Origin of the sequence: Pseudoalteromonas sp. OOF1S-7 (assembly GCF_022347765.1) — a bacterium.
Classification (GTDB): Bacteria; Pseudomonadota; Gammaproteobacteria; order Enterobacterales; family Alteromonadaceae; genus Pseudoalteromonas.
Window position 1 is genome coordinate 68,291 of the sequence record NZ_JAKRFZ010000012.1, and the last position, 17,725, is coordinate 86,015.

The window sequence follows — 17,725 nt, forward strand, 5'->3', positions numbered from 1 at the left end:
TCCGTTTTATTGTTGTGGCCTAAACCGGTTGCGCTCCCAAACCCAGCATAACAGCAAGGTCACTAAACCACAGGCATAGGTGATATACAAAGGCAGTGACGTATTCGCATCTTCGGCATACATAAATACCTCTGACATCACCCCGGCCACTACTGCACCAATCACCAACCAGGCTGCGGCACAGTACAATTTATGCCCGGGCGCACTCATATAACCTGAAAGCACCACACAAGCCGCTGCCACACCGCCTATTACCGGCTTTTTCCACCAGCCGGTGTATTCGGCCAGTATACCAGCCAGCGTTGCTGAAGCGATAAAGGTCACGACTACAATAACAATTGAAAGTAATAGCTTAAGTGCGTGCTGCATAGCCTGTCCTGTTCATACATTAAACACTATGTAGGATAGTCTACCACCATCATAGTGCTAATCTTTGCTTTCTTTTTATCTGGTTATCGGCACCTTGGAGAAGTGGGGTTGTGAAATAAACGGATATGTGTATTTAAGCCTGGGTGGTACTTGTGTATGGCAGAGTCAATTCAGAGGTCGCTGATAATAGAAGCGACCTCTGAGAATGACACCGGTTCATCGAGAGTATACTATCATTGTAGATAAAATGATTTTGTTCTCTTAACTGTGGTTCGGCTAGATGTTTGGATCAATTTTAATATTGAACAGGACGGTGTCACCGCTTTCTTTAAACACTTCATACTCTAGCCATTGGTTGTCTAACATAGTGTGTATGAAAGTAAAGGTATGAAATGATCCTTTTGTGACGAGGGCATTCTTTATAAGGGTATCTGATTGCCACACTTTAATGCGTAAAGTTCCATCACTGCCTGCTTTGTTATATATGGTAAAGCGTTTAGGTGCATTGATCCCCATCCCCACTTTTCGATGCTTGTTTACTGCGGTCACACCAAGTCCATCAGTAATATAACCATGCAGGTCATCAGGAGTTCTACTATGAAAGCCTGAATGATCAGCGCGTAAAGGCTCAGTATTTGAAATACGGCAATCTGTCCCTTGATCGCTAATTTTAATTAGTTTTTTGACCTTGGCTGTATTTTTCATAAAAGCAATGAAACGCTCTTTAGAGTCCATATTCATTGCAGTAACATATCGAATTTTGTCTCTACCTTTGGTATTCATACAATGAGTCGCTTTTTGTACTTCCAGGTACGAATATAATACCTGGTGCGGCACCATTTGCCCTTCTTCCAGATGAGCCAGCGCTGGAGAACTGGGAGCCGAGACTATTTTTCGAGCATATGCCGCCGCATGATATAAATAGCCTCGTGCAGTTCGATTTAGAGGATATTGTTGGGCGATATATCTTTCAATATCATCACGAACACCATCATCATCAGAGTCTATACTGCCTAAGCTACCATCGTCCTGCGGTGCTGGAGGCAGGTTTTTTGCAAATACAACTGGAATAGGTGCAAAAATTCCACCAGTAGTAATGGGGACTATCCCGCCTACATTACCTTTCTCTATGTCCGAAATATTTACTGCAAAACATAAATGGGGTAACAGGCCGAGCAAAAAAAGTAAAAATAGATTTTTCATATTTGATCCTTAATAGACACACGAAAGTGTTGCTCTCCAATTTACTGAATATGCAGCATCGTCAGTTGCTAAGTGTCTAACCCCAAGGGTAAAGTTCCCATCATTTTTGGGGTTATAATAAAACTCGTTTGATTCGGAAAATGTGTTATTTAAAATGCCTTTTTTATAAACATGGGAATACTTTCCAAACTTCCAATTGAACTGTACATTGTTATAAAGCTTGGATGGACTTGCACCCCAAACTTCTAATACCAAATTGAATTTAGTCCCTACCGGGGGCCAAAATGTTCGTTTGTAGCCACTGAACGTATCATTTGTAGTGTGGGAAGGTAAATGCTCTTCAAATCCACTAAATGTGACGGAGTAATTTTCTCCATTGTGTAAGCATGATGAAGGGGGGATAGTCCCGCCATCGTCTTCATTTTCTTTCTGTGCTTCCATTTTTTCAAAAGCGTCAATCACATCTTGTCGAATTTTCTCTTTAGATTCGAGGTGGCCGATGGATACAGGATCCTGCCTTATGTAGGTTTCACCTAATCCATGCCCGGTTTTATCCTCAAAAAATGGAATTGTGATATTTGCGGCTCTGGGTTCCTGGCTTGCAGGTTTTGCTACACGTATCGCATTCATGACGCGATCATTTGTATTGGTGGTGTGTGGTCCACCTCCACTTGTTGATACCGCTGGCGTAGCGACAGAAACGAGCTCAAGGTGTCTGAGAAAAGTGTCTCCATATCTTCTGGCTATTTCATTATAGGTGAAGTTCGCGTAGAAATTCCCCTGAGAGTGAGCCAAAATTACAACATTGAAACCTGAATTTATATAATTGATTGTTGTTTTAATCATTGATTCAAGGTCTTTATCGGTCGGCTGACTATATTCGTCTATCAAGCTTGCAGTAAATGCTGAAAGGTCGAGGAGTGCGCCGCCTAAACTGTAGTAAGCTGCCCTTTCCCAAAAGTCTGACTCGGAGATATGAGGTTCATCTTGTTGTTTCTGAGAAATCACTTCCGCGAATTGATCAACAAAAAATTCATTTTCATTGGAGACATGTTCAAACACATCGAATTGATAACTCATGGCACTTTTAATTGCGGGCGTGTTTATATCGAGTGCTTTGTTTCCTGTCAGCATGCCATTGAAGTAGAGTAATGCACGCTCGCGCTGACTGCTACCTTCCTTACCGGTTGCTGCTTTGGTGCGGAGACTGAATTCTGAGGTATCTGTACGTTCTATAGGTCTGTCAGGGCCAAACTGAATGTCACTGGGTTTGAGAAATATATGCTCGGGAGGGGCTTCGCTTGCATTGACTGACAATGCAGAAAAAAGCATAAGCATACTGCTTCTGGTGATTAATTTCTTTTTATTCATCGTAATGAACATTCCTTTTTATTATGATAAAAATAGATTATCAAAAAGTGCTTTTGTAAAGTAGTTTTATTCTAAATTTTTTCGGTTAATAATTTGATGTGTAAAGGAGCCTGTGGTGCTAATAAACAAGAAGATTATTCTTTTTAGTGTAATAGTGTCACTATTGAGCGGGCGTGACTACTTTTTCCGTGAGAATATTGTATAACTAGTTTTGCCCATTTTAGCACAGCAGGAATAACGTAGTGCCTCGTTCTACCTTCTTATCTGTCTCAATTCAACCCCTGTCTCAATTTCGACACATCTGTTTGTTTCACCTGTGTCAAAAGCGGCACACCTCCTTCTGTCACCTCTCAAGTTGGTAAACAAAGTTTAGTAAAAACAAAGCCTTAATCTCTGTTCAACTCTGGCACATCCCTTGTAACGACTTCTGCAAACTAGATCCATAACAGAAGAGAAAAGCAGATGGATATACAAAGAGATCTTAAACAGCCTGCACGCTGGAAAAAGCTGGGTTATTTGCTGCCGGTTTTGGCGTTGGCGTTGGGGTATTACGGAATACGACAGTTTAGTGGTGATGCGTCTTACTTTGTAGACAGGGAAACGGTTGTGACGGCCAGGGTGGAGCAGGGCGATTTTCAGGTCAATGTTCGGGCCACCGGGGTGCTAAAGCCCGCTGAGATCCGCTGGGTCGCTGCGCAGGTATCGGGTCGGGTAGAGCAGGTGCTGGTTAAAGCGGGTGCCGAGGTCGTGGTGGGGCAGTTGCTACTCAAGTTATCCAATCCGCAGCTACAACGGGAGCTTGAGCAGGCGCGCTGGGAGCAAGAAGCGGCCAAGGCCGAGAATAACGCCACCATTGTTGCGCTGGAATCTCAACTGGTAGAACTCGACAACCAGGTGGTCTCGGCAGAGCTGGGTCATCAGGCCGAAAAGCTGAAACTCGACGCCGAAACCCTGCTAATCGAGCAGGGCAATGCCACGGTATCGCAGCTTGATTATCAAAAGAGCCAGCTGGCGGTAAAGCGGGAGCAGCAAAAGTGGCAAGCGGCCAGGCAAAAGGCATTAAAAATGCGCGCCGAGATTGCGGCAACCAAAGCGGCGCAAACCGCCCGCTTTGGTCTGTTAGACAATAACCTCAGGCGGATGCAGGAGCAGGTTGATGCCTTGCAGGTTCGCGCCGACAAAGCCGGTGTAGTACAGCAAATTTCGCTGCAGCTGGGTGAGCAGGTCAGCCTGGGTGGCAGCATCGCGCTGCTGGCATCCCAGCAAAACTTGTATGCCGAGTTGCAAGTACCGGAAGTCAGAGTCCAGGATATTCAGATTGGCCAGAGCGTAACGCTGGATACCCGAAACAACAAGATAACCGGCACGGTTGCGCGCATTGATCCGGCGGTAGAGAACGGTATGGTGCTGGTTGATGTTGCGTTACCCGCAAGCCTGCCCGCAGATGCCCGCCCTGAGTTGACGGTAGACGCACAGATTCAGGTCAGCCATCTGAGCAATACTTTGTATGTCCGGCGTCCAACCTATGCCCCCAAATCCAGTCAGATCCAGCTTTATAAACTCGATGAGGCCGGGCGTTTTGCCCATAAAACGGCGGTGGCGCTGGGCCAGGTGTCTGTGAATCGGGTGCAGATAGTCTCGGGGCTGAGCGCCGGAGATGAAGTGATTATATCCGACAGCAGCGACTGGCAGGATCATGCCGAAATCAAACTGAATTAATGCGTTTCTAGTAAAGAAACAAGCTGGCCGTAACGCCTTAACCTTGCCAACAGAGGTTGTTTGCTGCACCCTGTTGGCTCTGAAATGGAGTCATGCATGAGCGCACTCATAAGATTAGAAAATATCAGTAAAAGTTTTTACACCGATGAAATTGAAACCCAGGCGTTGCATGGGGTTAACCTGAGCATCACCGAAGGCGAATATGTGTCCCTGACCGGGCAATCCGGGTGCGGTAAGTCAACCCTGCTGTCTTTGCTGGGATTGCTGGATTCACCCACACAGGGGCACTATATATTGAGCAATCAGGATGTATCCGGCCTGTCGCGCGACCAGCGTGCTGCGATCCGCAGTAAGCAAATTGGTTTTGTATTTCAGTCGTTCAACCTCATCTCTGACCTCACCGTAGCAGAAAACGTCATGCTGCCTTTGAGCTACCAGTTTGGAGTCAGCCGCAAAACCATGCTAGCCAAGGCACAGGAAGTGCTTGAAAAAGTAGAAATGAGCCATCGTACTGCGCACTTTCCATCCCAGCTGTCCGGTGGTCAGCAGCAACGTGTTGCGGTTGCCAGGGCATTAGTGAACGACCCTGCCATTATACTGGCAGATGAACCCACCGGTAACCTGGACTCCAGGAACGCCGCTGCGGTACTGGAACTGTTCGACAAGCTGCATCAAGAAGGTGCCACCATTTGCATGGTCACCCACGACCCGGCGTCGGCACAGCGGGCACAGCGCAGCCTGGAAATGTTTGATGGTCGTCTGGTGGGCGATACGCGCAATACAAAAACGCGACAGCCTGTGGCACACAACGCGCTGGATCTGGAGGCACTATGATGGCCATGTTGCTGGATCTGAAATACGCGCTGCGACAGCTCTATCAGTCGCCCCGGTTTAGCGCGATGACGCTGGGCGTGCTGTTAGGTGGTCTGTCGATAGCCCTGTTCACGTTTTCATTTTTGTATACCACTATCTATAAACCGCTGCCTTTACCGGAAGGCGCAACAGCAAAGCGCCTGGTGGTGTATAACGACGGTGAATTTGATATGCCCACGGCCAGGGAGTTTCAGGCCATAACGCAAAGTGCCAACAGCTTCGCGGAGATCGGCATTTTTCGTGATCAGGACGTGCGGCTGAGTAAAGGTGATGCGGGCCGCAACTTTTTTGGTGCCTCGGTGCAGGGCGAGTTTTTTGAATTCAGCCGCACTGAAGCGCTGGCAGGGCGAACCCTGAGCGCACAAGACAGCCAGCCCGGAGCGCCTGCCGTAGCGGTACTCAGCGAAGAGATCTGGGAAGATGAGTTTGACCGCGACCCGCAATTGCTGGGTCAGGCCATTGAGCTTAATGGCGTGCAAACCGAGGTGGTTGGGATAATGCCAAGCGGCTATCGTTTTCCGCATATTGCGCGGATCTGGTTGCCTCTGCCCGACAAAGTGTTCGATGTACAGGCACCGATGAGTGAGCAGTTTAATGCCTATATTCGCCTCAAAGAGGGTATTGACATTGCTGCGGCAGAGCGTGAAATAACGCAAATCCTGCACACCTTACAACTGCATAATCAGCAGAGTTATGGCATGGAGCCGGTACAAAAGCAGGCGCGCATTCTTACCTTTCAGATGGCCCAAACCGGCGGAGAAGGCGCTACGGTGTTTTTCTTTCTAAGCGCGGTTTCCTGGGTAGTGCTGCTGCTGGCCTGTATCAACGTGGGCAATCTGTTGCTGGCCAGAATTCTTGAAAAGCAAAAAGAAACCGCGATCCGCAACGCGCTGGGCGCAAGCTCACGACGCCTTATCGGCCAGCTGATGTGGGAAGGCGTGTTGATCACCCTGCTGGGCACTTTTTTGAGTGTCTGCCTGGTCGGTGCTGTGCTGGATTATGTGAACGTTGCGCTGCGCTCCTGGTTGCCCGGTGCCGGACTGTTCTGGTGGCAATATGGCCTGGATGGCGCAACGCTGTTGATGGCGCTGGCGTATATGCTGAGCACGGTGTTTCTGGCGGTCTTTTTACCCGCCTGGCGCAGTACCCGTCAGGATATTAATGCCACACTCAGAGACGGCACCCGAGGCGCGCAAAGTCGCAAAGCCGGTCGTCTGTCTCGTATCCTGGTAACCACTCAGGTTTTTTTAGTCGCTATATTAATGCTGATCGGCTCCATATCAGCGCTGATCGCTAATAAGTTTGTCAATCTCGATTTGGGAGATAATTATCAGAATGTGATGAGCACCCGCTACAGTACCCCGGAACACGACTACCCCAGCGCACAACAGCGCCTGAACCTGACCTATGCGCTGATGAATGCGGTGCAAAATCATAATGCGGTTACACACGTATCGGTGGCACAGTGGTTAGGCCCGCGCGCCGTGTATTTTGCTGATAAAGTCTATAGTGACGAGCAAAAGGGCATCGACATAGATACCATTTCTATGCTGGGAGATTATCAGGCCACCGGAGTACAATTGCTCGAAGGGCGTTTGTTTAACCTAGGCGACACGATGGACAAGCGTAAGGTGGTGATCATCAGTGATTCCATGGCAAAGCGCTACTGGCCGGGGGAGTCTGCGCTGGAGCAACACTTTACCATGGAGCTGGAGGGCAAACAGCAGCAAGTGTTTGTGGTGGGGGTGGTCTCTAACCTGATGAACCCAAAATCCCTGTTTGGCAAGCTTGACTCGGCCGATGAAATTTACATCAGTGGTAGTCAGTTTGTGCAAACACTGCAAAAGCTGTCTTATCGCATTTTGCCCGGCACGCGCAATGCGGATGAAATCTTCTATCAGGCGATGTACAAGATTGCACCTAACCTGGAAGTTACACAAACGGTTATGCCAGCCATTAAAAACCGCGATAAAATGCGCGAGTCAATGAAGTTTATTTCAAATTTGACCTTTGCAACCGGTGCCTTTGCCCTGGTCCTTGCGGTGATTGGCATATATGGCCTGACGGCCAATGCTGTGGCACAACGTACCCACGAAATTGGCATTCGCCGTGCCGTGGGGGCGCGTGACAGCACCATTGTCAGGTTGTTTATGCGCCAGGGGGCCTTTCAGCTGGCGATCGGCCTTGGGTTCGCACTGCTCCTGTTTGCGCTGCTGGCAATGGGGTTTCAGCAGTTTACTGAAGGCTTATTCCCGGTCGGCGCCTATTATGTGATGGCGGTTGCGGTGAGTGCGGCGCTGGCAGGTGTGGTGTTACTGGCGGTGTACATCCCCATCAAACGGGCGATTAAACTTGAACCCGTCGCAGCGCTGCGTTATGAATAACCCTTTAACAATGAAGGAAATATAAGAGTCGGCATGAGCACAAAACGACATATTCTGATAGCCGATGACGATATGAACGTCATTGCAGGTTTATCATTTTTGTTGCAGGACGAAGGCTATGAGGTGAGTTGTGTCACCACGGCTCAGGCCGCGCTGGAAAAAGTCAAAGTGCAGTCGTTTGACTGCGCTTTGCTGGACATGAACTTTGGTAAAGATACCACCTCAGGGCAAGAAGGACTTGCGCTTATCACCGAGCTTAGGCAGCTCGACAACCACTTGCCAATCGTAATGATGACTGGCTGGGCAACCATTGAGCTGGCGGTGGATGCCATGCGCAGTGGTGCTCAGGATTTTGTGCAAAAACCCTGGGACAACGAGCGTTTGCTGCACACATTGCAGACTCACATCACGCTGGCGCAGTCACAGGGGCTGAATGAGCGGCTGAAACAGCAAAACCAGTTGTTACAACAAGCGGCGCACCCGCAAATGCGCAGTGACATTGTGGCCTGTTCACAGCCAATGCAACAGCTGCTGACCCAACTTGAGCAGCTGGCGCAAAGTGATATGAGTATTTTACTCACCGGCGATAACGGCACGGGTAAGAGCATGCTGGCGGCTTATGTTCACCATTGCTCGGCGCGTGCTGAGCAGCCTTTCGTGACGGCCAATATGGGCGCGATTGTCGAAAACCTGTTCGAGAGTGAAATGTTCGGCCATGTCAGAGGGGCGTTTACCGATGCCAAGGCCGCCAGGGCCGGGCGTTTTGAAATGGCCCGTCACGGCACCTTATTTCTGGATGAGATAGCCAATATTCCGCTGTCGCAGCAGGCCAAGCTGTTAAGCGTGCTGGAAGAGCGTAAGTTTGAGGCCGTTGGCAGCAGTCAGTCTCAGGTTGCTGATGTGCGAGTGATCTCTGCCACCAATGGTGACCTACCGGCGCAGATCCAGGCAGGAACGTTTCGCCGGGACCTCTACTATCGACTGAACACCGTGGAGCTCAGAGTGCCCTCACTCAGAGAAAGAGTAGAAGACATAACCCCGCTGACTGAGCACTTTTTGGCGCAGTTCGCGGCAAAGTACAACAAACCTGTGCCACAACTGAGTGAGGCGGCTCAGGTTGCGCTGCGCCATTACAACTGGCCCGGCAATATTCGCGAGTTGCGTCATGTGCTGGAGCGGGCACTGTTTGTATGTCATTCAGACCGTATCACACCGGATGATCTGGCAATCACAACCGGGGAAGGGGTGGCAGCCAATGTGGATGATCCAAGCCTGACGCTGGATGAAATCGAACAGACGGTACTGCGCCAGAGACTGCGCCATCATCAGGGTAATGCCAGCGAAACCGCCCGTTCACTGGGACTGAGCCGCAGTGGTTATTATCGCAGGCTGGCTAAATTTGGCATGGCTGACTAGCAATGCGCAAGAGTTCCGGATTTGCCCTGACACAACTGCAATGGCTGATTGTGGCGATTTGCCTGCCCTGTTATCTGCTGATGATCGCCGGTTTGTACTTGGCTAACTGGAATGGCTATCTGGTGGTCTTTATTGCAACCGTGTTTGCCCTGCTGTTGATCTGTTTGGTGGTCGCAAGTAAGACTCTGGTGGCTCATCAGCTGCGTACTTTAACAAACCTGATTGAAGCCATGACTGTGGGAGACTATTCATTGCGGGGACGAGTGAGCGGCGATCAGGCCATGTCCGACTTGCTCAGCCAGGTTAACCTGCTGGCAGAGAGCCTCAGCCATCATAAAACGCAGGCGGTGGAATCGCGCCTGATGCTCAATAAGTTCATTGACCAGATGGATGCCATGGTGCTGGTGCTGGATGAACAAGCACGGGTGATCATGGCCAATCAGCCCGCCCAAACTGTGCTCCTCAAAAGCACACCCAGCGCGGAGCAGCCATTAGCGCTCGAAAGCTGCGAGATGGGCCGGCAACTGATGGAATCTGACAGCAAAATTGTGATGCTGAACGATGGCCAGATCAGCGGCGAGTACCTGGTATTGCGGGAGCGCTTTATCAGCGAAGGCAAAACACAACAGTTTTTAATTATCAGTAATGCCGAGCGTTTGCTGATGGAAAAAGAGCGCACGGCCTGGCAAGGCCTGCTGCGGGTATTGAGTCACGAAGTGAATAACTCGCTGACACCCATCAGTACTATAGCGCAGCAGCTCAACAAGCGCCTGGCACAGCCGGACAATCTGCCCTCAACCGACAGCCTGCGTCAGGGCGTGGGCATTATCAGTGAACGGGCCGGTTCGCTGAGCCGCTTTTTAGAAGGCTATACCCGCCTGACCCACTTACCCCAGCCCAACAAAACCCCGGTCAGCCTGGGTTTTGTCGCCCGTACTCTGAAAACGCTGTACCCAGAGATACACTGGCAGTTTGCACTGGATGAGTCTGCCGCTGTGTTGGTTGATCAACAGCAGCTGGAGCAGCTATTGCTTAACCTCACCAAGAATGCACAGGAAGCCGTGCCGGGCGACCAGCGTGTTGAAATCACCTTGTCGTCTGCGACTTCGCTCGGTCAACTGGTGCTGACCATGGCGGATAACGGCACCGGGATCGCAAACCCAGACAATGTCTTTGTGCCGTTTTACACCACCAAAGCACAGGGCAGCGGCATCGGCCTGGCCCTGTGCCGGCAGATCATGTTCGCACACGGCGGTAGCATTAAGCTCGACAATAACCCGGGCGGTAAGGGCGCGCGGGTACGGTTGTTTTTTCCGTATTATGAGCATTGAAGCAGGCCAGAAATCTGGCACTGCATACACTCTGGTCATTAATAATCACGATAGCGGCGCTCCTCTGGTGTATCGCAAGTCCCCCATCTGTTAAATGTCATTTGTGTCACTATTGACTGTTCGACACATCACAACAAGCAGACTCGGTTTTAGGTGTTGGGCAAAAACACTGAGCGCAATACCGTTGTTGTGCACTTGATGTGGAAAACCACATGGAAATTGATTTTGCTTGGGCAATCAGGCTCAATCGAATACCTTTTTGCCTGTCCGAAAGGTACCGGCACAAGGCTGGTACGACGGTGGAGTAGGCGTTTTATTTGGGTATCACTTTGTATGACTGAACTCATTGGCTGCGCTTCGTCATTGTACGTTTGCTATGAAATCTACCCACCTATCTGCACCACAGACACTAAGTAATGATAAATAAATGAGTTGTTTTTGTTTGTTTTTATTTACAGGTGTAAAATTAGTGTTTATATTTTTAAGTTCCCAATAAAGGAAAATAAAGGTATACACATGTTAAAGGTTAAAAAAACACTTTCTATGACAGCGTTGTCCGTTTCGCTGGCTCTGGGCGCGAGTACAATGGTTGTGGCTCAGCCAGCCGTTACTGGTGCCGATTATTATGAGCCTGAAATTGTCGGTGGTAACCCGGCAAATACGGCCGACTGGCCGTTCTATACGCAAATCTTAAGTTCGACTGGCACCACTGCATTTTGTGGCGGCAGCTATGTGGGCGATGGTTACGTACTGACTGCGGCGCACTGTGTCAGTGGTAGTTCGGCGAGCGGGCTCAATGTTAAAGTGGCAGGTTTTAGGCTCGGTGGCAATGATGGCGACCGTATCGCGGTGGCTGAGAAATATGTTCATCCACAATACAATCGCAGCACGCTGAACCATGATGTTGCACTGCTGAAGCTGGTTCGTACCCCGACTCAGGGGGCAAGCGTGGCACTGGCGCAGGGAACGGTTGAGCAATATGTACGCGTTGGCGATATAATGACTGTGGCAGGTCTTGGGCGTCTCAGCGAAGGCGGTAGTCGCCCGACCAATCTCTACGAGGTAGATGTCCCCTTAGTGTCTGATGCTGTTTGTCGTCAGTCCGGCGGGTCGTATCAGAATGTGGGTAGCGTGGCGTTCTGTGCAGGCTATCCTGAGGGTCAGAAAGACTCTTGCAGTGGCGACAGCGGTGGTCCGATCGTCGCCAACTCGGGTGGTCAGGTTGTGCAGCTGGGCATTGTCAGCTGGGGGGTTGGCTGTGCCCGCCCTGAAAAATATGGCGTGTACTCAGATGTGGCGGCGCTGCGTAGCTGGATCGACAGTGTGAAAGGTGGTACTGAGCCGGTGTCAGTGTCGTTTGAAGCAAACGATACCCTTGCAGGTTTCAAAGTGGGTGAAACCAAAGCTCATACCTTTATCATCACCAATTCAGGCAACACGGCTTTCAGTTTTAAGTCGCTAAACCTGACCTCCAGCGGAGTAACAACAGGCCTGGTTAAACCCGTTGATACCTGTAGCGCGAGCACGCTGGCTGCTAATCAGAGCTGTCAGGTTGGTGTGGAATTTGCTGCCAGCCGCAGTGGTTCGGCTGGTGTTGCTGTGAACTTTACGCTGGAAGAAAGCCAGGTGAACTACAGCGCCAAAGCCACGGCGACAGTTACATCAGGCGGTGATACGGGTTGCCCCGGAAACTGGGATGCCAACAAGGTTTATGATAAGCCAGATCAGGTGACCTATCAGGGTTTTAAGTATGAGGCTCGCTGGTGGACGCGTGGCGATGTGCCAAGTGAGTCTGGCACCTGGGGCGTATGGAAGCAGATTGGCGTTGACAGTGGTTGCACGCGCTAAACGGTAAAATTAGAAAAGCAGCTTCGGCTGCTTTTCTAAATATGGGCTGGTTTAACTTGTGGTTATCGCTCACCACCGAGTGTCATTTTCAGCAAAGTCCGATCGCGTTTGATAAAGTGATGGTACAGTGCGGCCAAGGCATGGCCGAGGATCAGTATCCAGATAAGCCAGGCGCCTAATACCTCTTTGTGAATAAAGTCGATGGGCATTTCAAACTCGTTAAACGACAGTCCCATGCCTTGCTCGACAAGTGCTGTGAAAAGAGCAGTACTTTCAAATTTAGGGATATCGAACAGGAAGAAAAATTCGGTGTCCACACCGGTACCCATATAGCCCGTCAACGGGGCAATGATCATCACCGCATATAAGGCGTAGTGGCCAAGATGGGCCGCCAGATGCTCAATGTGCGTGCCAGGTTCTGCTGCGGGGGTGGCATGTAACCAGCGCCAGATGATTCTAAGTGCGACGATTACGGCAATCGACATGCCAATTGACAAGTGCAACTGTAATGCAGTCCAGTTTTGTGGGGTTTTCGCTTCTGTAAACCATTGTCGATAGTATACGCTGACATAGGCCGCCAGAAACAGCAGGGCAGTGCCCCAGTGAAGCCACTTTGCAATAGTGCTATAGTCACGAGCGGTATTTTTGATGCTCACAGGTTTGCTCCGAATAAAGAGTTGTTACTGCTATGGATGGTAGCAGTTCGAGGGGCGAATGAATGCTATAAAGATCCGGATAAAGCATTCTGCTTTTGAGAACACTATTTTTAATACACTGAATTCTATTGGGTTTAACGAGGCGTGTACAAAATATGCAAAACCCGGCGCCTGGGGCTGCTTTTCATTTGCCCTGCTATACTGCAACCGGACAGCAGCATCAAATATCAGGAGGTCGTTTGCGTACGTTAACGTTAGTGTCTTTGTCGGGGTGGCCCGGCATCATTAAGCGCGTTGGTCAGCCTACTGCGCAAAAAGTGTGGCGAGCGTTAGTGGCTTTATCGTCCCAAAATGCGCAGGCTGGGTTGCGGCAAGACATTTTTGAACTGGGTGAATTGTGGTTCGATACCGAACAATTTGGCTCCCCGGCGCAGGCACAGCGCGCATTGAGCCAGAATGTCGCGCAGCACCTGCTGAGCGAGTTAGACTGCCAGCTGGTGCTGGAAGCGGAAATTCAGGTAAGCTCAGCGCCTATGACTGAGCAAGTCTCGCAAGAGCAGAGTATTCGCTCAGATGCAGCCTGTGCACTAAACGCGCTTTATCCGGATAGCAAAGAGGAGCTGCTGCGGGTTTTTGCAAACAAGAGCCTGCTGCCTTACTGGCAGTCCATTCAACTGGTGCAAAGTGAGGGCGTATTTGGTTACGAAGCCTTGATCCGGGGCCCGAAAGCGTCGCCTTTACACCGTGCGGATAAACTCTTTGGCGCTGCCATGGCGCAGGGACGGCAGTTTGATATGGAAAAGCTGGCGCTGAGTACCCATTTGGCAACTCATCAGCACCATTGCGAGCATCATGGTTCACAACAGAGATTAACCGTCAATCTCTCTCCGGGTTTGCTGTTTGATGTCGATGTGTCAGACACATTGCAGCATTATCCTTATGCCCATCTGCTGTGTATTGAACTGACTGAGCACCTGCCAGTGGATAACTGGGCACCCGTCAAAGCAAAAATGGCAGAGCTGCGCCAGCTGGGCTATACCTTCTGGCTCGATGACGTTGGCTGTGGTTTCTTTGAACTGACTGTGATCAATACCGTCAAGCCCGATGTAGTGAAGCTGTGCATTACCATTATCAGTCGGCTGGACTATGGTGCTGAGATCATCGACGAGATCAGGCAAGTGGTTGATACGGTACACCTGTATGGTGGCAAGGTGCTGGCAGAAGGCATAGAAACACCACAGCAGCTGAATATTGCCAAAGCGCTGGGTGTGGATTATGCGCAGGGGTATTTGTTTGATAAACCAAGGGAAGCCGGGCTGTGACCAGATGGATACCGCCTCAGTCAGATACTTTCCAATTATGAGTGTAAAAAGTATACTGCTACTCTTTAGCAGGCGCAGATGATTGGAGTTGTAACATGCAGTGTCCCAGAACCTCACACCCGCTGAAGCCAGTCAAAGTGGGTGGCATTATAGTGTATATATCCGAGCAAAGCGGTGGGGTCTTTTTCGACAACCAGGTGCTCACAAATTTTACTAACCCGGCTGATCTGCGTGCAGAAGTGCTGGCAAAACACCTGCGACAGTTTACTGCACCGCTTGGTGATGAAAGCGCACGAGTAAATTGTCCGAAATGTCCACAAATTGTTATGATGCGGCGTTATTTCAGCCCGTTACGGGTAGTGGAAATTGACGAGTGTCCGGGTTGTGGCGGGATCTGGCTTGATACTGGTGAGCTGGACAAGCTGCACGAGAACCACCTTAGCGCGAAAGAACGTGAGATGTTGCGGATCAAAATGCTTGAAGAGCATCACCCCTTTCATATCGACAGCCCGAGGCGCTATAAATTATCTCAACCGGGCGAGCGCAGTAACCTCGAAAAAGTGTTCGCGATAGCCGCAGATGTACTGAGTGATGAGTGACTCTGTGGGGCATTTGCCTCACAGTGAATCACGAAATAGCCGTTAGATCACCCTCTAACCATTAATATCCAACAACATACCCACGGCGACACCGATTGCGATACCCAGCGTAACCCCATTGCCAATATCACCGAACGAAACACCAATGGCGGTGCCCACGGCCACTCCGGTGGCAATACTGACGCCCATTTTGCTGGCTGCTTTTTTACGGGCTTCTTTATCTGTTTTCATGATTTCACTCCTTAAAGTCACGTGAGAACAATTTATCACCAAATGATGCGGTGTGCCATTTATTCAAACAATCTTTTATGACAAAGACAGCAGTGAGCGCTACAAAAGCAAAAATGAGTTAAGAAGAGCAATACAAAGCCACTGTAAACGGGGTTTACAGTGGCAGTTTACGGGGCTTATCCGCGATTGTGCGGCTGGGTGTAGTCGATATCCGGGCCGACCGGCACCACCTGAGTTGGATTGATCATGGTATGGCTAAAGTAGTAATGACGCTTGATATGGTAAAAATCCACCGTCTCGGCGACATTCGGCCACTGATAAAGCTCACGGATATAACCGGCCAGGTTGGGATAGTCTTCAATCTGTTTCAGGTTACATTTAAAGTGACCATGATAGACGCTGTCGAAGCGGATCAGCGTGGTAAATAAACGCCAGTCGGCCTCCGTGGGCGTATCACCCACCAGATAGCGTTGCGTGCTCAGTCGCTGCTCCAGCTGTTCGAGCGCCTCAAACAGGGCCTGTACTGCCTCTTCATAGGCCTCCTGCTCGGTGGCAAACCCAGCTTTGTAAACTCCGTTATTGATTTTGTGATAAACAAACTCGTTGATCTCATCTATGTCCTGGTGCAGTGCCCCTGGATAGTAGTCATCGGTGTTTCCAGTCAGCTCGTTAAATGCCGAATTAAACATGCGAATAATCTCGCTCGACTCATTACTGACAATGCGCTGAGTGTGTTTATCCCACAAGACAGGCACAGTGACACGACCCGAATAATCAGCCTTGTTGCGCGTGTACAACTGATGCATATAGCTTTGCTCAAACAGGGCATCGCCGCTGCTGCCGGTTGCTTTATCAAAGGTCCAGCCGTGTTCGAGCATATCCGGGCTGACCACGGATACATCAATGTGTGCCTCAAGTTGCTTTAACTTTCTGAAGATCAGAGTACGGTGCGCCCAGGGACAGGCCAGCGATACGTACAAATGGTAGCGGCCAGACTCGGCCATAAAGCCACTATCGCCGGTTGGCCCGGCGTTGCCATCGGCCGTTACCCAGTTGCGCAGTTGCGCGTCTTCGCGTTTAAACTTGCCCTGGTTGCTTTTGGTGTCGTACCAGACGTCGTGCCATTTACCTTCAATTAATCGTCCCATTGTCTTGTCCTCTTAATTTGTTTAAATCTTTACTGCGCTGTGTTTTAGATGCTACCGAACTTACCGGCATGATAGTCACGCACGGCCTGTTGCAGTTCTTCCTGGGTGTTCATCACAAACGGACCCATATGGGCTATTTTTTCTCCGATTGGCTGACCGGCCAGTACCAGCACGCCAGCGCCCTGGACACCACTTTGCAGTGTGACCGGGTGGGCAGGGTCTAGCTCCAACTGATAGGTGGCGCTCAGACGTGTGTCTGCCAGTGTGCCGCTGTGAATGTAAATAAGCACTTTGCCGTAGCCCGACATATCCAGCGTGATCTGCTGCTCCGGGGGCAAAGTAACATCGGCAATGGCGCCATGACCGGCTAAGTCATTCAATGGCGACTGGATAGTTTGCCCGTCCAGTTGCCAGCTACCTGCCAGTGCTTTGAGTTCAGCGCCGGAGTCGGTGATAATCACGGGGGCCTTGTGCTCGGTTGTATCCTGATAACGGGGCGCACGCATTTTGTCTTTGGCTGGCATATTGAGCCAGATCTGAAAACCATGCATGCCTTGCTCGGCGTCACTGAGTGGCATTTCAGAATGGATCACCCCGCGCCCGGTACTCATCCACTGCACATCACCCGCACGAATGGCCTTTTTATTGCCCATCTGATCCTGATGTTCAAAGCCGCCCTTACGAATGTAGGTAAAGGTCTCAATTCCGCGATGCGGGTGGGGCGGAAAGCCCGCCATATAGTCGCTGCTGTTGTCGGATTTTAGTTCATCGATCATCAAAAAGGGATCCAAACTCTTGCCATCAAAGCCAGCAATACGGCTGATGTTCACGCCTGCGCCATCCTGTGTGGCCTGCGCTTTATTGATACGAATAATCTGCATAAAAACCTCGTTGCCTGCGCCATCAGTTAAAGTTAGTCTAATGCGCTGTATTTGCCTGATGTGATCACTCTAGCAACGGAACTGAGAGAATGAAATTTGTAAATATTGAAGGTTTCATTCTGTAAAGTAGAATGGTTCTCTGGAAAGGCGTGACGTTGGCAAGTGCCTCTGCACGTTCATGCTCCATGTATGCTGTGCACTCTTGACCTAACCAGAACGTGACGTTAGCTTTGTGTGCCTGCGGGTTTGGAGCGGACAGTAAAGGGTTAGTCAAGGCGGTATGCACCCGATGAAATTTTTGTTAAACTTAAAGGCAGAGCAATTGCTCTTTTCCAAAGTGTAATCATCTTTAATTTTTTTTTTGTGGTACAGCC

15 protein-coding genes are annotated in these 17,725 nt (G+C 50.0%); 8 read left to right on the forward strand and 7 right to left on the reverse strand.

The features are described 5' to 3' along the window. Window positions 1–6: 6 nt before the first annotated feature. From MHN33_RS16680 to MHN33_RS16690, 3 genes are all read right to left on the reverse strand, one after another. Window positions 7–369 (reverse strand): hypothetical protein, encoded by a 363-nt coding sequence (locus tag MHN33_RS16680; RefSeq protein WP_239399508.1) that lies wholly within the window; start codon window positions 367–369, stop codon window positions 7–9. A 276-nt stretch (window positions 370–645) separates the two neighbouring features. Continuing rightward, window positions 646–1,572 (reverse strand): hypothetical protein, encoded by a 927-nt coding sequence (locus tag MHN33_RS16685; RefSeq protein WP_239399510.1) that lies wholly within the window; start codon window positions 1,570–1,572, stop codon window positions 646–648. A gap of 9 nt (window positions 1,573–1,581) precedes the next feature. After that, window positions 1,582–2,943 carry a hypothetical protein gene (locus MHN33_RS16690; protein WP_239399512.1) on the reverse strand — a complete coding sequence of 454 codons (1,362 nt, stop codon included), beginning with the start codon at window positions 2,941–2,943 and terminating at the stop codon, window positions 1,582–1,584. A gap of 462 nt (window positions 2,944–3,405) precedes the next feature. Here MHN33_RS16690 and MHN33_RS16695 point away from each other — a divergent pair, with 462 nt between their 5' ends. The 6 genes from MHN33_RS16695 (at window position 3,406) to MHN33_RS16720 (ending at window position 12,514) form a co-directional block, all read left to right on the forward strand. After that, window positions 3,406–4,662, forward strand: coding sequence for an HlyD family efflux transporter periplasmic adaptor subunit (locus tag MHN33_RS16695; RefSeq protein WP_239399514.1), 1,257 nt, complete (start codon window positions 3,406–3,408; stop codon window positions 4,660–4,662). 96 nt (window positions 4,663–4,758) lie between these two features. Next, window positions 4,759–5,496, forward strand: coding sequence for an ABC transporter ATP-binding protein (locus tag MHN33_RS16700; RefSeq protein ID WP_239399516.1), 738 nt, complete (start codon window positions 4,759–4,761; stop codon window positions 5,494–5,496). Next, window positions 5,493–7,919 carry an ABC transporter permease gene (locus tag MHN33_RS16705; protein ID WP_239399518.1) on the forward strand — a complete coding sequence of 809 codons (2,427 nt, stop codon included), beginning with the start codon at window positions 5,493–5,495 and terminating at the stop codon, window positions 7,917–7,919. The genes MHN33_RS16700 and MHN33_RS16705 overlap by 4 nt, the downstream gene beginning before the upstream one ends. A 33-nt stretch (window positions 7,920–7,952) precedes the next feature. Further along, on the forward strand, window positions 7,953–9,335 hold the full coding sequence (locus tag MHN33_RS16710; RefSeq protein ID WP_239399520.1) for a sigma-54 dependent transcriptional regulator: 1,383 nt from the start codon (window positions 7,953–7,955) through the stop codon (window positions 9,333–9,335). A 2-nt stretch (window positions 9,336–9,337) separates the two neighbouring features. Next, window positions 9,338–10,666 carry an ATP-binding protein gene (locus MHN33_RS16715; RefSeq protein ID WP_239399522.1) on the forward strand — a complete coding sequence of 443 codons (1,329 nt, stop codon included), beginning with the start codon at window positions 9,338–9,340 and terminating at the stop codon, window positions 10,664–10,666. Between the two features lie 516 nt (window positions 10,667–11,182). Further along, window positions 11,183–12,514 (forward strand): trypsin-like serine protease, encoded by a 1,332-nt coding sequence (locus MHN33_RS16720; protein WP_239399524.1) that lies wholly within the window; start codon window positions 11,183–11,185, stop codon window positions 12,512–12,514. A gap of 62 nt (window positions 12,515–12,576) precedes the next feature. Here the strand turns inward: MHN33_RS16720 and MHN33_RS16725 are convergent, their stop codons facing one another. Beyond that, window positions 12,577–13,170: a cytochrome b gene (locus MHN33_RS16725; protein ID WP_239399526.1), complete on the reverse strand. Its 594-nt coding sequence runs from the start codon at window positions 13,168–13,170 to the stop codon at window positions 12,577–12,579. Window positions 13,171–13,409: 239 nt separating this feature from the next. Between MHN33_RS16725 and MHN33_RS16730 the strand changes: the two genes are divergently transcribed. Together MHN33_RS16730 and MHN33_RS16735 are read left to right on the forward strand one after the other, a co-directional pair. Continuing rightward, window positions 13,410–14,492 carry an EAL domain-containing protein gene (locus MHN33_RS16730; RefSeq protein ID WP_239399528.1) on the forward strand — a complete coding sequence of 361 codons (1,083 nt, stop codon included), beginning with the start codon at window positions 13,410–13,412 and terminating at the stop codon, window positions 14,490–14,492. Window positions 14,493–14,587: 95 nt separating this feature from the next. After that, on the forward strand, window positions 14,588–15,091 hold the full coding sequence (locus MHN33_RS16735; RefSeq protein WP_239399530.1) for a zf-TFIIB domain-containing protein: 504 nt from the start codon (window positions 14,588–14,590) through the stop codon (window positions 15,089–15,091). Between the two features lie 54 nt (window positions 15,092–15,145). On the opposite strand, the gene MHN33_RS16740 is transcribed toward MHN33_RS16735, so the two are convergent. The 3 genes from MHN33_RS16740 to MHN33_RS16750 all read right to left on the reverse strand — a co-directional run bounded on the left by MHN33_RS16740 (window position 15,146) and on the right by MHN33_RS16750 (window position 17,351). Next, window positions 15,146–15,322, reverse strand: a complete 177-nt coding sequence (locus tag MHN33_RS16740) for a hypothetical protein (protein ID WP_239399532.1) — start codon at window positions 15,320–15,322, stop codon at window positions 15,146–15,148. Between the two features lie 176 nt (window positions 15,323–15,498). Beyond that, window positions 15,499–16,470 (reverse strand): glutathione S-transferase family protein, encoded by a 972-nt coding sequence (locus tag MHN33_RS16745; protein ID WP_239399534.1) that lies wholly within the window; start codon window positions 16,468–16,470, stop codon window positions 15,499–15,501. Window positions 16,471–16,514: 44 nt separating this feature from the next. Next, the gene (locus MHN33_RS16750; RefSeq protein WP_239399536.1) at window positions 16,515–17,351 is read right to left on the reverse strand and encodes a pirin family protein; all 837 of its coding nucleotides are present in this window, start codon (window positions 17,349–17,351) and stop codon (window positions 16,515–16,517) included. Between the last annotated feature and the right edge of the window lie 374 nt (window positions 17,352–17,725).

Bases quoted from the DNA above. Each gene is read 5' to 3' on its own strand.
- MHN33_RS16735 (WP_239399530.1), top strand. From the start codon at position 14,588: ATGCAGTGTCCCAGAACCTCACACCCGCTGAAGCCAGTCAAAGTGGGT.
- MHN33_RS16705 (WP_239399518.1), top strand. From the start codon at position 5,493: ATGATGGCCATGTTGCTGGATCTGAAATACGCGCTGCGACAGCTCTAT.
- MHN33_RS16740 (WP_239399532.1), bottom strand. From the start codon at position 15,322: ATGAAAACAGATAAAGAAGCCCGTAAAAAAGCAGCCAGCAAAATGGGC.
- MHN33_RS16690 (WP_239399512.1), bottom strand. From the start codon at position 2,943: ATGAATAAAAAGAAATTAATCACCAGAAGCAGTATGCTTATGCTTTTT.
- MHN33_RS16700 (WP_239399516.1), top strand. From the start codon at position 4,759: ATGAGCGCACTCATAAGATTAGAAAATATCAGTAAAAGTTTTTACACC.
- MHN33_RS16710 (WP_239399520.1), top strand. From the start codon at position 7,953: ATGAGCACAAAACGACATATTCTGATAGCCGATGACGATATGAACGTC.
- MHN33_RS16695 (WP_239399514.1), top strand. From the start codon at position 3,406: ATGGATATACAAAGAGATCTTAAACAGCCTGCACGCTGGAAAAAGCTG.
- MHN33_RS16685 (WP_239399510.1), bottom strand. From the start codon at position 1,572: ATGAAAAATCTATTTTTACTTTTTTTGCTCGGCCTGTTACCCCATTTA.
- MHN33_RS16715 (WP_239399522.1), top strand. From the start codon at position 9,338: ATGCGCAAGAGTTCCGGATTTGCCCTGACACAACTGCAATGGCTGATT.
- MHN33_RS16745 (WP_239399534.1), bottom strand. From the start codon at position 16,470: ATGGGACGATTAATTGAAGGTAAATGGCACGACGTCTGGTACGACACC.
- MHN33_RS16720 (WP_239399524.1), top strand. From the start codon at position 11,183: ATGTTAAAGGTTAAAAAAACACTTTCTATGACAGCGTTGTCCGTTTCG.
- MHN33_RS16750 (WP_239399536.1), bottom strand. From the start codon at position 17,351: ATGCAGATTATTCGTATCAATAAAGCGCAGGCCACACAGGATGGCGCA.
- MHN33_RS16680 (WP_239399508.1), bottom strand. From the start codon at position 369: ATGCAGCACGCACTTAAGCTATTACTTTCAATTGTTATTGTAGTCGTG.